Annotated in this window: 18 protein-coding genes; 11 read left to right on the top strand and 7 right to left on the bottom strand. The window is 65.2% G+C overall.

Translation table 11 applies throughout. The annotated features are described in order from the left end of the window. Position 1: 1 nt before the first annotated feature. Positions 2–832, bottom strand: coding sequence for a non-homologous end joining protein Ku (ku, locus tag ACT6QU_RS03340; protein ID WP_444563748.1), 831 nt, complete (start codon positions 830–832; stop codon positions 2–4). Positions 833–1,020: 188 nt separating this feature from the next. Here ku and ACT6QU_RS03335 point away from each other — a divergent pair, with 188 nt between their 5' ends. The 7 genes from ACT6QU_RS03335 (at position 1,021) to ACT6QU_RS03305 (ending at position 8,394) form a co-directional block, all read left to right on the top strand. After that, complete coding sequence (locus ACT6QU_RS03335) at positions 1,021–2,655, top strand: amidohydrolase (RefSeq protein ID WP_444563806.1); 1,635 nt, start codon at positions 1,021–1,023, stop codon at positions 2,653–2,655. A gap of 92 nt (positions 2,656–2,747) precedes the next feature. Beyond that, positions 2,748–3,845, top strand: a complete 1,098-nt coding sequence (locus ACT6QU_RS03330; RefSeq protein WP_444563749.1) for an ABC transporter ATP-binding protein — start codon at positions 2,748–2,750, stop codon at positions 3,843–3,845. Further along, positions 3,842–4,786 carry an ABC transporter permease gene (locus ACT6QU_RS03325; protein ID WP_444563750.1) on the top strand — a complete coding sequence of 315 codons (945 nt, stop codon included), beginning with the start codon at positions 3,842–3,844 and terminating at the stop codon, positions 4,784–4,786. Before ACT6QU_RS03330 ends, ACT6QU_RS03325 begins: the two co-directional genes overlap by 4 nt. Then, positions 4,779–5,585 (top strand): ABC transporter permease, encoded by an 807-nt coding sequence (locus tag ACT6QU_RS03320; protein ID WP_444563751.1) that lies wholly within the window; start codon positions 4,779–4,781, stop codon positions 5,583–5,585. The genes ACT6QU_RS03325 and ACT6QU_RS03320 overlap by 8 nt, the downstream gene beginning before the upstream one ends. A 29-nt stretch (positions 5,586–5,614) precedes the next feature. Next, the gene (locus ACT6QU_RS03315) at positions 5,615–6,652 is read left to right on the top strand and encodes an ABC transporter substrate-binding protein (protein ID WP_444563752.1); all 1,038 of its coding nucleotides are present in this window, start codon (positions 5,615–5,617) and stop codon (positions 6,650–6,652) included. Between the two features lie 351 nt (positions 6,653–7,003). After that, positions 7,004–7,681, top strand: a complete 678-nt coding sequence (locus ACT6QU_RS03310; RefSeq protein WP_444563753.1) for a helix-turn-helix transcriptional regulator — start codon at positions 7,004–7,006, stop codon at positions 7,679–7,681. Continuing rightward, positions 7,681–8,394 (top strand): response regulator transcription factor, encoded by a 714-nt coding sequence (locus ACT6QU_RS03305; RefSeq protein ID WP_444563754.1) that lies wholly within the window; start codon positions 7,681–7,683, stop codon positions 8,392–8,394. The genes ACT6QU_RS03310 and ACT6QU_RS03305 overlap by 1 nt, the downstream gene beginning before the upstream one ends. Before the next feature lie 9 nt (positions 8,395–8,403). On the opposite strand, the gene ACT6QU_RS03300 is transcribed toward ACT6QU_RS03305, so the two are convergent. Genes ACT6QU_RS03300 through motA form a run of 6 tightly spaced genes read right to left on the bottom strand, consistent with a single transcriptional unit; the run spans position 8,404 to position 13,294 of the window. Next, positions 8,404–8,844, bottom strand: a complete 441-nt coding sequence (locus tag ACT6QU_RS03300; RefSeq protein ID WP_444563755.1) for a hypothetical protein — start codon at positions 8,842–8,844, stop codon at positions 8,404–8,406. Next, the gene (flhB, locus tag ACT6QU_RS03295) at positions 8,841–9,929 is read right to left on the bottom strand and encodes a flagellar biosynthesis protein FlhB (protein WP_444563756.1); all 1,089 of its coding nucleotides are present in this window, start codon (positions 9,927–9,929) and stop codon (positions 8,841–8,843) included. The genes ACT6QU_RS03300 and flhB overlap by 4 nt, the downstream gene beginning before the upstream one ends. 12 nt (positions 9,930–9,941) lie before the next feature. Beyond that, positions 9,942–10,994 carry a flagellar motor switch protein FliG gene (locus tag ACT6QU_RS03290; protein WP_444563757.1) on the bottom strand — a complete coding sequence of 351 codons (1,053 nt, stop codon included), beginning with the start codon at positions 10,992–10,994 and terminating at the stop codon, positions 9,942–9,944. Beyond that, complete coding sequence (fliN, locus tag ACT6QU_RS03285; RefSeq protein WP_444563758.1) at positions 10,994–11,422, bottom strand: flagellar motor switch protein FliN; 429 nt, start codon at positions 11,420–11,422, stop codon at positions 10,994–10,996. Before fliN ends, ACT6QU_RS03290 begins: the two co-directional genes overlap by 1 nt. Before the next feature lie 21 nt (positions 11,423–11,443). After that, positions 11,444–12,355: a FliM/FliN family flagellar motor switch protein gene (locus ACT6QU_RS03280; protein WP_444563759.1), complete on the bottom strand. Its 912-nt coding sequence runs from the start codon at positions 12,353–12,355 to the stop codon at positions 11,444–11,446. Positions 12,356–12,415: 60 nt separating this feature from the next. Next, complete coding sequence (gene motA / locus ACT6QU_RS03275; protein ID WP_024587683.1) at positions 12,416–13,294, bottom strand: flagellar motor stator protein MotA; 879 nt, start codon at positions 13,292–13,294, stop codon at positions 12,416–12,418. A 138-nt stretch (positions 13,295–13,432) separates the two neighbouring features. On the opposite strand from motA, the gene ACT6QU_RS03270 reads away from it, so the two are divergent. From ACT6QU_RS03270 to ACT6QU_RS03255, 4 genes are read left to right on the top strand one after another with little or no spacing between them, the layout of a single operon-like run. After that, the gene (locus ACT6QU_RS03270; RefSeq protein WP_444563760.1) at positions 13,433–14,548 is read left to right on the top strand and encodes a DUF1217 domain-containing protein; all 1,116 of its coding nucleotides are present in this window, start codon (positions 13,433–13,435) and stop codon (positions 14,546–14,548) included. Between the two features lie 10 nt (positions 14,549–14,558). Further along, the gene (gene flgF, locus ACT6QU_RS03265; RefSeq protein ID WP_444563761.1) at positions 14,559–15,278 is read left to right on the top strand and encodes a flagellar basal-body rod protein FlgF; all 720 of its coding nucleotides are present in this window, start codon (positions 14,559–14,561) and stop codon (positions 15,276–15,278) included. Position 15,279: 1 nt separating this feature from the next. Next, positions 15,280–16,644 carry a flagellar protein export ATPase FliI gene (gene fliI, locus ACT6QU_RS03260; protein ID WP_444563762.1) on the top strand — a complete coding sequence of 455 codons (1,365 nt, stop codon included), beginning with the start codon at positions 15,280–15,282 and terminating at the stop codon, positions 16,642–16,644. Between the two features lie 28 nt (positions 16,645–16,672). Beyond that, positions 16,673–17,164 (top strand): hypothetical protein, encoded by a 492-nt coding sequence (locus ACT6QU_RS03255; RefSeq protein WP_444563763.1) that lies wholly within the window; start codon positions 16,673–16,675, stop codon positions 17,162–17,164. Positions 17,165–17,194: the final 30 nt, after the last annotated feature.

The raw sequence follows: 17,194 nt of genomic DNA, 5'->3' as shown, positions 1-17,194 counted from the left end.
CTCAGCTTGCCTTGCGTCGCGGCGCCTCGGCCTTCGGCTTGCGCTTGGCGGCCGCCTTCTGCGCGCCAGCGCTCTGGCGCAGCGCGTCCATCAGGTCGATGACCTTGCCCTTGGCCTCGCGTTTCGGCTTCCTGATCTCCTTGCCTTCCATCTTCGCCTTGACGAGATCGGCCAGCGCCGCGTCGTAGCGATCGTCGAACTTCGACGGATCGAACGTGCCGCTCTTGGTCCCGATGATGTGCTTGGCAAGGTCAAGCATCTCGCCCTTGATCTTCAAATTCGGGATCTTGTCGAACGCGTTGTCGGCGGCGCGGACCTCGTAGTCGAAATTCAGCGTGTCGGCGACGAGCCCCCGCCCCTGCGCATGGATGAGAACCGTACGAACGCGCCGGAACAGGACGGCTGTGGCGAGCGCCGCGACGCCCTTCGTCTTCATGCCCTCGCGGATCAGACCGAACACCTCCTGCGAAGCGTCGTCGGCCGGCGCGAGGTAATAGGGCTTGTCGAAATAGATCGTGTCGATGTCGGCACACGAGATGAAATGATCGACGGTCAGCATCTTGTCGCTCTGCGGCGTCGCCGCCGCGATCTCGTCGGGCTCGAGCAGGATGTAGGCGCCCTTCGACGTCTCGTAGCCTTTGATCTGGTCGTCATGCTCGACCGGCTTGCCGGTGTCGGCATCGACATATTCGCGCTTCACGCGATTGCCGGTCTTCTTGTTGAGAACGTGGAAGGAGACGCGCTCAGAGGTCGTCGCGGCCGAATAGAGCGCGATGCCGCAGGCGAGTTCGCCGATCTTCAGATGACCTTTCCAGATTGCACGTGGCGCCAAGGGCTGAACTCCGAACGCAATGCCGCAATCATCAGAACTCGCAACCGTCGTGCCTGTTCCGCCCAAGCGATTGCGCCAGCACTTGCCCGGCGCCGAAAGCCCGGCCTACGATGGGCACAGGCAGTCAAAGGGGCTCGATCTTGGCACAATCCGCCGAACTCATCGTCACGAATGCGCGCATTCTCACCATGGACGAGGCCGCGCCGCGCGCCGAGGCGATCGCCATCGCCGATGGCCGCATCCTGGCGGTGGGGACAAACGACGAGATCGAGGCGCTGGCGGGGCCAGCGACGCGCCGCATCGACGGCGAGGGCCGCTCGCTTCTGCCCGGCTTCGTCGAAAGCCACATGCACCTCTTCGCGGGCGCGGCGGAACTCGACGATCTGCACCTCGGCGGCGTCAAGGGTTTCGAGGCGCTGAAGGCGGCGGTCACGGCCTACGCGGCGCAGAACCCGGACGCGCCGTTCCTGATGGCGCAGCTCGCCGACTATGCGATCCTCTCCGAGAAGGAGCGCGTCACCCGCCACCATCTCGACGCGATCCTGCCGGGCCGCCCCTTCGCCATGTCCGCCGCCGATCACCACACGGTCTGGGCCAACACGGCGGCTTTGAAGGCCGCCGGAATTCTTCACGGCAGGACGCTCGGCCCCGGCAACGAGATCGTCATGGGCGAAGATGGGCTTGCCAATGGTGAGTTGCGCGAATCCGAGGCCTTCGGCCCGGTCGTCGCATTGACCGGCAAGGAGCGCGCGGGGCTCGGCCTGCGCACCGGCGGCGAGCCTGATCCGGCGCCGACGCCGGATCAGCGTGCCGCCGACCGGGCGATCATGAAAAAGGGCATCGACTACGCCGCGCGCCACGGCATCACCTCGATCCACAACATGGACGGCAATCTCTACACGCTCGAACTCCTCGCCGAGATCGAAGCGGAAGGCGCGCTCGACGTTCGCGTAAAGGTGCCGTTCCACTTCAAGAACTTCATGCAGCCCGACGCGCTCGAAAAAGCCTCGCACATGGCCGCGACCTACAAGTCGGACTGGCTGTCGTCCGGCTTCGTCAAGATGTTCTATGACGGCGTCCTCGACGGATGGACGGCCGTCATGGTCGAGCCCTATGCCGACAAGCCCGGCTGGCGCGGCGAGCCGCTCTTCTCACCCTCGCGCTTCAGGGAACTCGCCATCGAGATCGACCGGCGCGGGCTCCAGATCGCGGTCCACGCCATCGGCGACGGCGCGGTACGTGCCGTGCTCGACGGCTACGAGGCGGCACAGGCGGCGAACGGCGCGCGCGACAGCCGCCATCGCATCGAGCATATCGAAGTGACCACCGCGAGCGACATTCCGCGCTTTGCCGAACTCGGCGTCGTCGCGTCGATGCAGCCGCCCCACCCGCCGGGCGCAATGGATTTCCCGCTGGAGCCCACCATCTCCGTCATCGGCCGCGATCGTTGGCCATACTCCTATGCCTGGCGAACGCTGAAGGATGCGGGGGCGGAAATCTGCTTCGCCTCGGACTGGCCGGTTTCCGACATTTCGGTCCTGCGCGGCATCAAGGCTGCCGTGACCCGGCAGAAATGGGCGGACGACGTCGACGACCAGTCCTTCACGCTTATGGAGGCGATCGAGGGCTACACCGCCAAGGGGGCCCATGCCGGCTTCGTCGACGATCGGCTCGGCCGGCTGAAGCCGGGCTACCTCGCCGATTTCGTCATCCTCGACGGCGACATCGAAGCGGTCGCACCCGATGGCATCGACACGCTCGCCGTCGCGCTGACGGTCTGCGGCGGCAAGGTCTCGTACGACGCGAATTCCACCCCCGGTTGAATGGCGACAAAATCGCCAAGCGCTTCATTTTGGGGATGAATTCGAGCTTGAAACGGATAGGCTAGCCCTGCCCAACGGATACGGAGACGCGCTTGCCATCCTCAACGACCCGGTCGGACATCGAAGTCGAGAAACTCAGCAAGATATTCGGGAGCGGCGAGGATGCGGTCCGGGCGCTTGACGACGTCAGCCTGACGATCCCCGAAAACGAGTTCTTCACCCTTCTGGGCCCGTCGGGTTGCGGCAAGACCACGCTTCTGCGGATGATCGCCGGCTTCGAGCAGCCGACATCGGGCCGCATCAAGCTCGGCGGGTCCGACATCGCCGATCTGCCGCCGAACAAGCGGCCCGTCAACACCGTCTTCCAGTCCTACGCCCTCTTCCCGCACATGACCGTGGCGCAGAACATCGGCTTCGCGCTCAAGATGCTGGGCAAGCCGAAGGCCGAGATCGACGAGACCGTTTCGCGGATGCTGAAGCTGGTCAAGATGGAGCCGATGGCGAACCGCAAGCCGGCGCAGATTTCCGGCGGCCAGCAGCAGCGCGTGGCGCTCGCCCGCGCGCTCGCCCCGCGCCCGCGCGTCCTCCTCCTCGACGAACCGCTCTCCGCGCTCGATTTGAAGCTGCGCAAGGAGATGCAGGTGGAGCTGAAACGCCTTCAGGCCGAGACCGGCATCACCTTCATCTTCGTCACGCACGACCAGGAAGAGGCGCTGACCATGTCCGACCGCATCGCGGTCATGAGCGCCGGCAAGGTGCTCCAGGTCGGCCCGCCGCGCGAAATCTACAACCATCCGGCCGAGCGCTTCGTCGCCGACTTCATCGGCGACACCAACTTCATCGCCGCGAAGGTGGAGCGCGCCAACGGCCGCTCCGCGACCGTGCGGCTGCCATCGGGAGTGGCGCTCACCGCAGGCCTCCCCGAAGGACTGTCGCCCGGCGAAGGCGAGAATGTCACGCTGGTCGTGCGCCCCGAACACGCCAAGCTCGCCGCCGACGGCGCGCTCAAGGGCACGGTCGAGAACGCCGTCTATTTCGGCACCGACACGCATTTCCACATCCGCCTCGACACCGGCGACCTCTTCATCCTGCGCAGCCAGAACGCGGCGATGCCGAACGGCCTGCCCGACATGGGCGACGCGGTGTCGATCGCGATCCCCGAAGGCGCCGTTCAGGTGGTGCGCGGATGAGCGCGGTCGAACTGGCGCCGCATGGCGCCGAAACGGACAAGCCGAAGGCTGCGCGCGGCGACATCGCATGGCGCTGGTGGCTGGTGGCGCCCGCTCTCGTCGTCCTCCTCCTTGCCGCCTCCGGACCACTGCTGATCGTCCTCGTCTATTCCTTCCTCGAGCCCGGCAGCTTCGGCGGCGTGGTCTGGAATTTTTCCACCGAGGGCTGGTTCCAGGTCTTCTTCACACGCGACATCTTCGACGAGACGGTCGCGCCCGCCACCGCCCATCTCGACATCTTCTGGCGCTCGATCAAGCTGGCGCTCTACACGACGCTGATCACCGCGATCCTCGGCTTCCCGACCGCCTGGTTCATCGCGACACGCGCGCCGGATGTGCGGCCGATCTGGCTCTTCCTCGTCACGATCCCGTTCTGGACCAACCTCGTCATCCGCACCTTCGCGATCCAGGAAGTGATCCGCAACGAGGGGCTGGTGAACAACGTCCTGCGCGGCCTCGGCATCATCTCGGCGCCGATCCAGATGCTCTTCACCGACTTCGCGATCATGCTCGGCATGGCCTATGTCTTCCTGCCGCTGATGGTGCTGCCGCTTTATGCGAGCATGGAAAAGCTGGATTTCAAGCTGCTCGAGGCCGGCTACGACCTTTATGCGACGCGGCTCAAGGTGCTCTGGCACATCGTCCTGCCGCTGGTGAAGCCGGGCTTCATCGCCGGCTCGATCCTCGTCTTCATCCCTGCCATCGGCGCCTATGTGACGCCCCGCATCCTCGGCGGCGGGCGCAATCTGATGCTGGGCAATCTGATCGAACTTCAGTTCGGACAGGGCCGCAACTGGCCGCTCGGCTCGGCGCTGGCGCTGACGCTGCTCGTCATCGTCGTCATCGCGCTGCTCTTCTACATCCGCTCGACCGCACAGCCCGAGGGCCGGCGTCATGGGTAAGCGGAACTTCTCCATCGCCAGCCTGCCCGGCTTCGGGGTGATCGCGATGATCACCTTCGTCTTCCTCTATCTGCCGATCGTCACGCTGGTCGTCTATTCCTTCAACGAGGCCGCCTCGATGGCGCGCTGGGAAGGATTTTCGCTGCGCTGGTACGAAGCGGCGCTGAACAACCGGCAGGTGCAGGACGTCTCGATCCGCTCGCTCGTCATCGCCTCATGGGCCGCGACGCTGGCGACGATCCTCGCGACCATGGCGGCGCTCGCCACCACCCGCAACGAGCGCCGCTTTCCCGGCCAGACCATGGTCTATGCGCTGATCAACCAGCCGCTGATGGTGCCCGAGATCGTCACCGGCGTCGCGCTTTTGATCTTCTTCGCCATGATCAAGGTGTCGACCGGCTATCAGGGCCTCGGCTACCTTATCGCCGCGCACACGGCCTTCTGCATCCCCTTCGCCTATCTGCCCATCCGCGCGCGGCTGGAGACGATGGATTTGACGCTGGAGCGCGCCGCCGCCGACCTTTACGCGACACCCCTGCAGGCATTCCGCCATGTGACGCTGCCGCTGCTCGTGCCGGGCGTCATCGCCGGCTTCATGCTCGCCTTCGTCACCTCGCTCGACACCGTCGTCATCACCGAATTCATCAAATCAGCCGGACAGGACACGCTGCCGACCTACATGCTGGGTCAGATGCGCCGCGTCATCACGCCGGAGATGAACGCCATCTCCACGCTCTTCCTTCTCCTGTCCCTGATCGCCGTGACCGTCTTCTTCCTTTTGTCACGCAAGAAAGCCTGAAAAACCGGAACCGAATGGGAGTGCCGAACATGAGAACCACACGACTGATGCTGACGGCGGGCGCGCTTGCCGCCTCCACCGCCATGGCCGCCGCGCAGGATGGCGGCCAGCTCAACATCTACAATTGGGGCAACTATACGAGCCCCGAAATGATCGAGAAGTTCGAGGAGGAGACGGGCATCACCGTTACCGTCACGGATTTCGATTCCAACGACACCGCACTCACCCGCATCCGCGCGGGCGGGCATGGCTTCGACATCGTCGTGCCGTCGAACAACTACGTACCGATCTGGGTCGAGGCCGGGCTGTTGCAGGAACTCGATCCCGAAGAAATTCCCAACATGGCCAACATCGCCGAGCGCTGGCGCGACGTGCCGTGGGACCCGAACCGCACGCACACCGTGCCGTGGCAGTGGGGAACGACCGGCGTCATCGTCAACACCTCGGTCTATGAAGGCGACATCAACACCTCGGCCATCTTCCTCGACCCGCCGGACGAGTTGAAGGGCAAGATCAACGTCATTCCCGAGATGACGGACGTCATGAACCTCGCCGTCAACTATGTCGGCGGCGAAGCCTGCACCGACGACCGCGACGTCCTGCGCCAGGCGCGCGACAAGCTGGTCGAAGCCAAGCAGCACTGGATCGCGCTCGATTACGGCACGGTCGACGCCTACGCCGCCGGCGACATCGCGGCCGGCGTCTACTGGAACGGCGCCTCGATGCGCGCGCGCCTGGCGAACGAAGACCTCGCCTATGGCTATCCGAAGGAGGGCTATCCGGTCTGGATGGATTCGGCCGGCATCCTCACCGACGCGCAGAACACCGAGAACGCGAAGAAATTCCTGAACTTCGTGCTCGAACCAGAAAACGCCGCGATGATCTCCGAATTCGCGCGCTATGCGAACGGCGTCGAGGGCTCGGACGAGTTCATGCCGGAAGACATGAAGACCGCGCCGGAGATCGTCGTGCCGGCCGAGCACGAGGAAGCGGCTTATTTTTCCGTCACCTGCCCGGCCGAGGTTCAGCAGCTCTACACCCAGATCTGGACCGAGCTCCTGCGCTAACCCGTTCTTCCGACTCGCCTTTTGAAAGCGCCGGCTCACGAGCCGGCGCTTTTTCATGTGTTGCACGAAAGACTCACCCCTCCTCGCGGTCCGTGAAAGTCTGAAACTTCACGTGCCGAATCTTGACGCGAATCAAGCCTTTACGTACCTCTGTTGACAGGGATGTGTGGTGCTTCGCGAACCGCCACAGACGCCGGGCTTGGCGTCGGCTCGCAGAAGATCCCGCGGGGGCGACTTCGCTTTGTCGAGAGTTCAATGCGTTTTGCGACTGCCATGGCGACATGGCGGCGATGGGTTGGTGCGTCCTTCGCGCCGCCCGGCCGATACCGATTTGGGACGACGACACCTGCGATGACCGAAGCCTTCTCGACCTTCCGCACCGACCGCATCGCATCTTCCGGCCTGCGTGAACTCGGTGTCCTGATGCGCGGCTTCTCCCGCCGCATCGGCGCCGATGCCTATCTCCTCTTCGAACACCGCCCGCAGACCGGCAGCGTCGGCCTGATCGCCTGCGACTGGCCGTTCGACATGATCGCCGAGATCGGCTCGGACGGTCTCGACCGCCTCGCCCGCGCCGGCATCGCCTGCGCGCCGGGCGACGCCGCCGGCATCGTCGCGCTCGACGCGGCCTCGATTCCTTCCGACATTTCCGCCGCTGCGCGCGACAGCGGCTATGCGAGCATCATCTGTCAGAGCCTTCCGGTCGGCGAGGCGCTTTTCGTGGCCGTCTATTGCGCCGGCGACGGCACCGCGCTTTGCACCGAGGAAGCCGAACTCGCCCAGATGCGCGCCATCTATGCCATCTCGCAGCGCCTGACGGCCAAGGCCGAGATCGCCTCGCCGCTTTCCGTGCGCGAGAAGGAATGCCTGAGCTGGGTCGCCGAAGGCAAGACGACCGAGGAGGTCGCGATAATCCTCGGCGTCTCGGCCAACACGATCAACGCCTACATCGCCAAGGCGATCCAGAAGGTCGCGGCCACAAACCGCGCCATGGCGATCGCCACCGCGATCCGAGCCGGCATGATCTGATGTTCGACGACGGCCCCTCACCGCAGATCGCCGCCGACAGGATCGAGCGCGAGGTCTCGCGCGCGTTTCTGGACGTCGTCGAGCGTGGTCAGGACCTTGCCGCAATGATGGGCGCCAAGCGTTTCGCGATCGTCTTCGCAGCCTACCGCGAAGGCCGGCTCGCGCTGCAGCCATTCCTGGACACCAGCTATCCCGGCCTCTCCGCGCTCTCGCATGCGCTGAGCGCGCCGGGCGTTTCCGCCGAACTGCAGCAGGCGGTGACGCGCGCGCAGCCCACCATCTTCTCCGCCGATCGCGAACTGCCGGCCCATCATGGACAGGCGACCGTTCCGGCGCTCGTCAACGAAGAGGCGAGCATCGTCCTGCCCGTCCATTCGCCGTGCGGACGGCGCGGGCTCGTCGCGCTGAGCGGGCCAGAGATGACGGTCGAGGAGGACCGCTCGATGCGCGCGCATCTGCGTGCCTTCGCGCTTTTCCGCGCCGCCTGCCAGTTGCGGGCGCCCGAGCCACGCGCCAGGCATGGCCTGTCGAAGCGTGACATCGAATGCCTGCGGCTGACCGCCGACGGCCTGACCAGCGAGCAGATCGCCGAGCGCCTCGGCCTGTCGGTCCACACGGCCAACCAGTATGTCGCCGCAGCCGCCGAAAAGCTCGACGCCGTCAACCGGATGCACGCCGTCGCCAAGGCGCTGCGCGCCGGCATCATCTCCTGATCAACCGGATCAACCGGCCTTTCGCAGCGGCTCACTGGCACGCAGCCGGGCATCGTCGAGGCTCGTCTTCAGCCGCATCGTGTTGAGGTCGGCATCGTCCGACGCATCGTCGAACGAGACGTAGTTGAGCTCGACCGACGCCGTCTCGTCGGCGAGCGTCAGCGTGAAGAAAACCTTGGCGCCGCGCGGATGCAGTTCGAGGTCGAGTGCGATCCTGGGCGGCAGCGCCCAGCAGGCATGCGCCTCGCCGCCATGCCCGAGCCGCAGCGTTCCCGGCATGAAGTAGAGCTCCGCCGCCGAATCCACGAGGTCGGCCACCGAGGCGAACCGCTCCATGCGGATGAAGGCGATGTAATCGGCGATGTCGACGAGCCGAAGCTCGCTGACGACGTCGCTGATCGCATCGGCGACGATGATTTCGCGGGCTTCGGTATGGGGCTGCTTTATCATTTTTGTCTTCCCGCGGAAGGCTGTGCCTTGGCGCCGTAGACGATACGGACGAGTTCGGCGACAGCCTGATAGAATTCAGGCGGGATCACCTTATCGACCGAAACTTGCTTATACATGGAGCGGGCGAGGTCTACGTTCTCGAATACTGGTACGCCGTTCTCCTCGGCGATCTCGCGGATCTTGAGCGCGATCAGGTCCTGCCCCTTGGCGATGACCGTCGGCGCGGCCATCTCGTCGCGCGCATAGCGAAGCGCGATCGCATAGTGCGTCGGGTTGGCGATGATGAGCGTCGCGGTCGGCACCGCCGTCATCATGCGCTGGCGGGCCCGGTCACGCTGCAGCGAGCGCAGGCGCGACTTGACGATCGGGTCACCATCGGTCTGCTTGATCTCGTCCTTGACCTCCTGCCGCGTCATCCGCAGTTCCTGGCGCCAGTGGAACCGCGACCACAAGAGATCGGCCGCCGCGATCACGACCATGATCAGGACGATGGAAACGACGATCTCGATCGCGATTTGGCGGATCGTCCCGGCGAACACGTCGGGCGGGGTCAGCATGCCGTCGAGGAGCCGCGTCTGCGCCTCGCGCATGGCGAAGACGACGAAGCCGCCGACGATGAAGATCTTGCCCAGCGACTTGCCGAATTCGACCCAGCCCTGCTGGCCGAAGATCCTGTCCCAGCCCTTCTTCAGCGAGATGCGCGACAGCTTCGGCTGGATGCGGTCCAGCACCATGCGCGGCATATTCTGGATCACCGAAGCGACGATGCCCGCCAGCATCATCAGGACCAGAAGGGCGACCAGCACCTTGGCGATCTCCATCACCACCAGCCGGTAGATGTTGACGGCGTCGGGCTGGGTGGAAAGGCTCCACTCGTCGGGCCGCTCGAGGAAGATCGAAAGGAACGCGCCGAGCTCCATCACCCCGTTCTGGGCGAAGAACATGAAAAAGGTCAGGATGGCGAGGAAGGAGGCGACGGACGAGATTTCCTTGGCGACCGGGATCTGCCCCTTGTCGAGGCTGTCCTGAATCTTCTTCTCGGTCGCCTCTTCTGTCTTGCTTTCCTTGTCGTCGCTCTCGCTCATCGCTCAGCGCGGTCAGGCCGCGTTGTCGAGGGACGGAAGTTCGACGAGGCCTTCGCCGGAAAGGCGGAGCGCCGTCGATGCGATCGACTTGCGCGCGTTCATGATCGTGTCGAGATTGACGTCGGCCGGGGCCGACAGTTCGGACTCGATCATGCGCCGCGAGCGCGCGCCGATCGCCGACAGAACCGCCTCGCGCAGCGCCCCGTCGCATTCGCGCAGCGACAACGTGACGATCTCGGTCGACAGCCCGTCGAACAGCGCGACGCGCGACTTCTGGTCGAGCTTGAGGATGTCGTCGAAAGAGAACAGGCGCGAGCGAAGCGCGGCGACATCGGTCTGGCCGGACGCTTCGAGATCGGACATCACTTCGTCGAGCTCGGACTTGTCGAGTTCGTTGAGCAGGCTCGCCACGCGCGCCTGCGCCGCGCCCACATTCTTCGACTTCGACTGCTCGGCGATCCGGTTCTGCAACTGGCCCTCGATGAGCTTGTGCGCGGCCGGTTGTACGGTGTTGAGCGCCAGCATCCGGCGGATGATGTCGCTGCGCTCCGCCTTGGCGAAGGTCAGCACCACCTTGGCTGCTGCCGGCGGCTTCATGGCGGTCAGCACGACCGCGATCGTCTGCGGATGCTCGTCGGCCAGAAGCTGATTGACCTTGGCCGGGTCCATGTCGTCGAGCTTCGACCAGATGGTCGGCGAGGTGTCGACAATGATGCCCGGCTTGCCGCGCCCCATGATGACGTCGACCTCGTCCTGCGAGAACGTGTCGCTCAGGAGGCTGTTCATCTTGTCGCTGGAATCGAGCAGGCCCGCGCCCTCGGTGAACTCGCCCTCGAACTCGGCGACGATCCGCTCCAGTTCGCTCTGCGAGATCGTCTGAAGCATCCGCGCGGCCTCGATCAGCGCCTTCAGCTCTTCCTGCTTGAAGAACTTCAGAAGCTTGCCGGCCGACGGCTTGCCCATGGCCACCAGGATGGCGGCTGCCTTCTGCGCCTTGGAAAGGCCATGCGTCGCCGCATGGGCGGCGCTGCGCGGGTCCTCGGCTGGGGCGTTGGCGTGTTTCATCAGCCTTGCTTGGTCGTGTCCACGATCTGGGTGAGCTTGACCCCGAAGCGCGACGGGTCGTCTTCCAGCACCGTGATTTCACCCGATGCGATCTTGCGGCCGTTGACGACGATGTCGACCGGCTCGCCGATGCGACGGTCGAGCGCGACGGTCGAACCCTTCTGCAGCGCCATCAGTTCGGAAACGGGCATCTCGGTCGAGCCGAGCACGATCTGCACGTCGACGGGGATATTCATGATGATCGAATTGCCGGCCGGCTCGCCCGTGCCGGCACTGGCCGATGCGGGCCTTGCGCCGCCGGCGATCTTGCCGGCATCGGCCGCCGAGGCGCCTTCGCTCTCGTTCAGCACGCCACGCAGTTCCTCGATCGCGCGGTTGAGCTGATCTTCCTCGATGTCTTCCGGCTTCGCCGCCTGCGCCTTGGTCATGTCGTCCCCAGTCAAGTCCGTTTAGCCCGAGATCAGGCCGTCCATGAATTCCTTGCCCGCATCGTAGGGATGGCGGACGCGAACGGTGAAGTGATTCCCGAGCTTGCCGAACTCGCATACGAATACTGTCTTGCGCCGGGCTGACAGGCGCGTATTGGCCTGCGCATCCTGCGGAAATTCGATCACCTGTCCGATCCTGAGCTGGGTCAGTTCGGTCAGCGTCATCTTCGAGAGCGGGATCGTCGCCTCCAGCGCCACACTGGAGCGCATCACCTCTTCACCGAACCGCGCCTTCCAGGCGCCGGGCGTGGCGGCACCGGGGGCCGACGCCTGTGTCGCCTCGCCGCGATGGGTCAGCAGAACGCGCTGCGGCATGGTCACCGAGAGCGTTCCGAACCCGGCCGAGGACGACAGCTTGAAGGTGATCTTCACCCCCGGCCCGTCGCGCAACGCCAGCTTGGCGAGATCGGCTCCGCTTGTCGGTGCCTCGAGGGGAAAGCGCAGGTCCAGCGCCCGGTCGCCCGAACCGTTGAAGGCCTTGGCGACGCTGGAAAACAGCGAGGCGACCAGTTCGAGCTCGATCGGCGACGGCTTGCGCGTGATGGGTTCGGCCGGCAGATCCGGATCGCCGCCGAAGACGGCGCCGACGAGAAGCCCGACCAGATCGGCCCCGGCGAGGATTGCGAGCGCATCCGGCGAGGACTTCGACTTCACGATCGACATCGCCTCGAACTGCGGACGCTTCGGCCGCGCTTCGCCGAAACGGACGACGTCGATGGCGTCGACTTCCATCTCGAGCGGGAAGGAGACCAGTTCCTCGATGTCGCTCAGAATCTGGGGGATAACCCGTATGCCCAGCGCCCGCGCCGCATCCGCGACGCGCTGCGGCTCGCCCGTTTCGCCGACGAGACGTTCGACGATCGGGCTGCGCATGGGCGCTGGCGACGTTAGAGCAGGCGGCATTACTGGACCTTGACGAGAATCACTTGGCGATTAGGCAGCCTTTTTGGCCGGTTCGCCACCCATATTCAAAGTGCTTTGTTCCACCGCGTCGATCGTCGGGCGGTCATAGGCGGAAATCGTCTTGCGCCCGAATTCGAGTGCGACCTGCGGTAGCGAGCCGTTCATGTAGGCGAGCAGCGTCTGCTTGACGATGATGTAGAGCCGGTTCTTCTTCTCGCGCACCACCTTGATCTTGGCCGCAACCGGGGCAACCACGGCGTAGTTCAGGAAGATGCCAAGGAAGGTGCCGACCAGCGCTGCGCCGACGAGGCCGCCGAGAATCTCCGGCGACTGGTCGATGGCGCCCATCGCCTTGATGACGCCGAGAACGGCGGCGACGATGCCGAGCGCGGGAAACGCGTCTCCGACGACCGTCAGGGCATGATAGGATTTCAGCTTGTCGTGGCGGATGGTGTGGATTTCCTCATCCATCAGCGCCTCGATCTCGAACGGGCGCGCATTGCCGATGATGATGATGCGGCAATAGTCGCAGATGAAGTTCATCAGGTCCTTGTTCTTCATCACCGTCGGATAGGCCTGGAAGATCGCGGATTCCTCGGGATTGTCGATATGCGCCTCGACCTCGTTGCGCGACTTGGTCTTCAGCTCGCGCATCAGCGAGTGCAGGACGCCGAGCACTTCGAGATAGTCCTGCTCCTTCGGCACCGCGCCCTTGATCGCCTCCATGGTCGCCTTGCCGGCGTCCTTCACGGTCGAGAGCGGATTGGCGATCAGGAAGGTGCCGACCCCGGCACCGCCGATGATGACCAGCTCCCAGGGCTGGTAGAGAACCTCGAGATGGCCGCCCATGGCCATGTACCCGCCCAAGACGCAACCGAAGATGACTACGAAACCAATGAGAATGCCCACGACGATCCTTCCCGTGCCAAGTCCGCTCCTCTCTAGCCCCTGCGGCTTGCGCGAGGCTTGAACGGTGGCACTGCCAGCTTCGCGCAAGCCGCTCGCGCTATGCCGCCCTATCGATTTGGATGATGAGGGGATTCGGCCGTGATCGGGACGCTTGCGACCTACCAGAACATCGTGCGCAATCTCGACCGCTCGCTGGAGCGCATCGAGGCGCAGCCGGTGGTCCGGCGCGAGACCGACCATTACCTCGCCAACATCTCCAAGGTCACGACGATCGAGGAGTTCGTCGACGACTACCGTCTCTTCAACTATGCGATGAAGGCATTCGGCCTGCAGGACATGGCCTATGCCAAGGCCTTCATGGTCAAGGTGCTCGAAGAGGGCGTCGAAGATCCCGATTCCTTCGCCAACAAGCTGACCGACAAGCGCTACGCCGAATTCGCAAAGGCATTCGACTTCGACAGGCACGGCGCGGGCGCGACGACGTACAATCCGGCGCAGACGGGCGCGATCGATCTCTATGCCCTCGCCGCCAAGCGCGACCTGATCCCTGCCGAGACGCAGAAGGCCGAAACGGCCTACTACCTGCAGACCATCCCGACCGTCACCTCCGCCGAAGGCCTCATCGCCAACGAGCGCCTCTACGACTATGCGATCCGCGCCTACGGGCTGGAGGACCGCGCCGGCGATCCCGAATTCATCCGCAAACTGCTCGCCGGCGGCATCGAGGGCGTCGAGGCGCTGGCGAAGGACGAGGAGGAGGAGCCAAAGCTCCTCGCCTTCGTCCAGGCTTACAATTTCGCTGAATATGGCGAGAGCGCCACCACCTTCACCAAGGCAGGCGATCTCGCCGTCGGCAGCTATCTGCGCCAGACGCTCGAAGAAGATGCCGGCACGCAGAACGAGGGCGTGCGCCTCGCGCTCTACTTCGAGCGCAAGGCCGGCGGCATCTCCAACTGGTTCGAGGTGCTGGGCGACAGGGCGCTCGGCCAGGTCGTGCGCGGCGCGCTCGGCCTTCCAGACGCCTTCGCGCAGGCCGACATCGACAAGCAGGTAAAGTTCTTCGAAAGCCGCCTCGACATCGAGGATTTCAAGGACCCCGTCGCGCTCGGCAAGTTCCTCTCCCGCTTCGCGGCCATGTGGGAGATGAACAATCCGTCGAGCGCCGCGAGCAATCCGGCGCTGGTTCTGTTCCAGCAGCCCGAGTTCGGCATCTCGCAGGACGTCCTTCTCACCATCGCCCGAATGAAAAGCTGAGGTCTCGCCCGTGCAGCCCGGACTCTACGTCGCCCTATCCTCCCAGGTCGCGCTCGAGCGTCGCCTCACCACCATCGCCGACAACGTCGCCAATGCCGGCACGGTCGGCTTTCGCGCCACCGGCGTGAAGTTCGAGGACCTCGTCTCCGGCATGGGCAAGGGCTCGATGTCGTTCGTGTCGACCGGCGAGACCTATCTGTCGACCGCATCGGGCGGCATGAAGGAAACCGGCAATCCGCTCGACATGGCGATCAAGGGCGAGGCCTGGTTCGGCATCCAGACCCCGCAGGGCCTGATCATGACCCGCGACGGCCGCTTCACCATTCAGCCCAACGGCCAGCTTGTCTCGATCGAGGGCCATCCGGTCGTCGATGCCGGCGGCGCCGAGATCATCCTCGACCCGCAGGCCGGCCCACCGGTCGTCTCGGCCGACGGCATCATCCGCCAGGGCGGCAATCTTGTCGGCGGCATCGGCCTGTTCGAATTCACGCCGGGCGCCGATTTCGTCCGCTACGGCAATTCCGGCGTCGTCCCGCCGACCGAACCGCAGCCCGTCGTCGACCGGATCGATGTCGGCGTGATGCAGGGCTTCGTCGAGAATTCCAACGTCGACCCGGTGCTGGAAATGACGCGCCTGATCCAGGTCCAGCGCGCCTTCGAGAACATGGCGGCACTGACCCGCAGCAGCGAAAGCAAGCTCGACGAAGCGGTGAAGGCGCTGGGCGCATAGCATGAGATCCATCCCGGTCCCGACGGCACTCGAAGCGCTCGAACGGCTGCATCTGCGCTTTGCCGATGCCGACGGGCTCGTGCGCTCCGGCGGACGCGTGACCGAGGTCACCGCCACCCACATCATGGTCGACGGGCTGACGCGCACCGCGCGCCTCGGCGACGTCGTCGAACTGCGCTCGCGCGCCGGGCTGAAGCTCGGCGAAGTGGTGCAGATCGCCTCGTCCGGCGTGATGGTCTCGCCCTTCGACCGCTCGGCGGATGCGGGCGTCGGCGAGACGGTCACGATCGTCGGCCCGCTTAGCCTTGCCCCCGACGTCTCGTGGCGCGGCCGCGCCATCGACGCGCTTTGCCGGCCGATCGACGGCTTCGGCCCCGTCGCTCCGGGAACGTCCGACAAGGCGCGGTCCGCGCCCGCGGCCATGTCGCGCCAGCGCGTCGACAAGCCGTTTCGCACCGGCGTCAAGATCATCGATATCTTCACCCCACTCTGCTACGGCCAGCGCATGGGCGTCTTCGCCGGCTCGGGCGTCGGCAAGTCTACGCTTCTGGCGATGCTCGCCAATGCCGACGCCTTCGACACCGTCGTCGTCGCGCTGATCGGCGAGCGCGGCCGCGAGGTGCGCGAATTCCTCGAAGACACGATCGGCAAGGCGATCAACAAGACCGTCGCGGTCGTCTCGACCAGCGACGAGAGCGCGATGATGCGCCGGCGCGCGCCCGAGACGGCGATGAGCGTCGCCGAATATTTCCGCGCCCGCGGCGACCGCGTGCTTCTGGTCCTCGATTCGATCACGCGCTACGCCCATGCCCTGCGCGAGGTCGCGATCGCAGCCGGTGAACCGCCCGTCGCGCGCGGCTATCCCGCCTCGGTCTTTACCGACCTGCCCAAGCTTCTCGAACGCGCCGGTCCCGGCCCCGCCGGCGAAGGGTCGATCACCGCGATCCTCTCCGTCCTCATCGATGGCGACGACCACAACGACCCGGTCGCAGACGCCACGCGCGGCATTCTCGACGGCCACGTCGTGCTGGAACGCACAATCGCCGAGCAGGGCCGCTATCCGCCGGTCGATCCGCTGGCATCGGTCTCGCGGCTGAGTTCCAAGGCGTGGTCGCCGGACGAGCGCAAGCTGGTCACGATGCTCAAGGCGCTGATCGCCCGCTTCGAGGATACCCGCGACATCCGCCTTCTCGGCGGCTACCAGCCCGGCGCCGACCACGAGCTCGACCAGGCCGTCCGGCAGGTGCCGCTCGTCTATGCCGCGCTCGCGCAATCCCCGCATGACGGTCCCTCACGGGACCCGTTCGCCGATCTGGCCACCGGCCTGAAGCCCAAGGAGCAACCCGTTGCGCCCGCTGCAAACTGACCAACACGACACCGCCTGGAAGCGGTTCTTGCACCGGCGCGGGCTGACGAAGGGCGACATCGTCATCACCGCCGGCGGGCTCGGCCTCGCCTTCGCCTGCGCGGTCTTTCCCTGGTACGTATTCCTCAATCAGGACCAGTTCTCCCCGCCGGAAATGCGCTTTTCCGGCAACATGACGCCGGGCCGCCCGGATGCCTCGACGGTCCAGCCCCCTCTCGTCATGGCGCCGATGACGCCCGACGAGTTTCCGGTGATGGAGCTCGATCTCTTCGCGACCGGCACGCCGGGCGCCGACGAGCCGCGCGAAGCGGTGGCCGACCAGCCCTTCCCCGGCGAACTTCCCGTCTATCGCCTCGTCCACGTCGCCAATGGCCGCGCCATGATCGAGGATGACGGCGGCCTCTTCGTCGTCCAGCCCGGCTCGCCGCTTCCCGACGCGACGACGGTCGCATCGATCGAACAGCGCGAGGGAAAATGGGTGCTCGTCAATTCGAGCGGGTCGATCTTTACCGTCGAGTAACCATCCGCAAGGCTGACGCAAGACTGGCCC

Origin of the sequence: Aliihoeflea sp., assembly GCF_052435475.1 — a bacterium.
GTDB lineage: Bacteria > Pseudomonadota > Alphaproteobacteria > Rhizobiales > Rhizobiaceae > Aliihoeflea.
Note: the sequence above shows the minus strand (reverse complement) of the source record. Positions and strands in the feature narration are given on the sequence as shown.

What these genes read in the sequence shown, in the direction of transcription:
- ACT6QU_RS03280 (WP_444563759.1), bottom strand. Translation starts at nt 12,355, where the DNA reads ATGCGCAGCCCGATCGTCGAACGTCTCGTCGGCGAAACGGGCGAGCCG.
- ACT6QU_RS03290 (WP_444563757.1), bottom strand. Translation starts at nt 10,994, where the DNA reads ATGAAACACGCCAACGCCCCAGCCGAGGACCCGCGCAGCGCCGCCCAT.
- ACT6QU_RS03305 (WP_444563754.1), top strand. Translation starts at nt 7,681, where the DNA reads ATGTTCGACGACGGCCCCTCACCGCAGATCGCCGCCGACAGGATCGAG.
- ACT6QU_RS03315 (WP_444563752.1), top strand. Translation starts at nt 5,615, where the DNA reads ATGAGAACCACACGACTGATGCTGACGGCGGGCGCGCTTGCCGCCTCC.
- ACT6QU_RS03310 (WP_444563753.1), top strand. Translation starts at nt 7,004, where the DNA reads ATGACCGAAGCCTTCTCGACCTTCCGCACCGACCGCATCGCATCTTCC.
- ACT6QU_RS03320 (WP_444563751.1), top strand. Translation starts at nt 4,779, where the DNA reads ATGGGTAAGCGGAACTTCTCCATCGCCAGCCTGCCCGGCTTCGGGGTG.
- ACT6QU_RS03335 (WP_444563806.1), top strand. Translation starts at nt 1,021, where the DNA reads ATGGACGAGGCCGCGCCGCGCGCCGAGGCGATCGCCATCGCCGATGGC.
- fliN (WP_444563758.1), bottom strand. Translation starts at nt 11,422, where the DNA reads ATGACCAAGGCGCAGGCGGCGAAGCCGGAAGACATCGAGGAAGATCAG.
- flhB (WP_444563756.1), bottom strand. Translation starts at nt 9,929, where the DNA reads ATGAGCGAGAGCGACGACAAGGAAAGCAAGACAGAAGAGGCGACCGAG.
- ACT6QU_RS03300 (WP_444563755.1), bottom strand. Translation starts at nt 8,844, where the DNA reads ATGATAAAGCAGCCCCATACCGAAGCCCGCGAAATCATCGTCGCCGAT.
- fliI (WP_444563762.1), top strand. Translation starts at nt 15,280, where the DNA reads ATGAGATCCATCCCGGTCCCGACGGCACTCGAAGCGCTCGAACGGCTG.
- ACT6QU_RS03325 (WP_444563750.1), top strand. Translation starts at nt 3,842, where the DNA reads ATGAGCGCGGTCGAACTGGCGCCGCATGGCGCCGAAACGGACAAGCCG.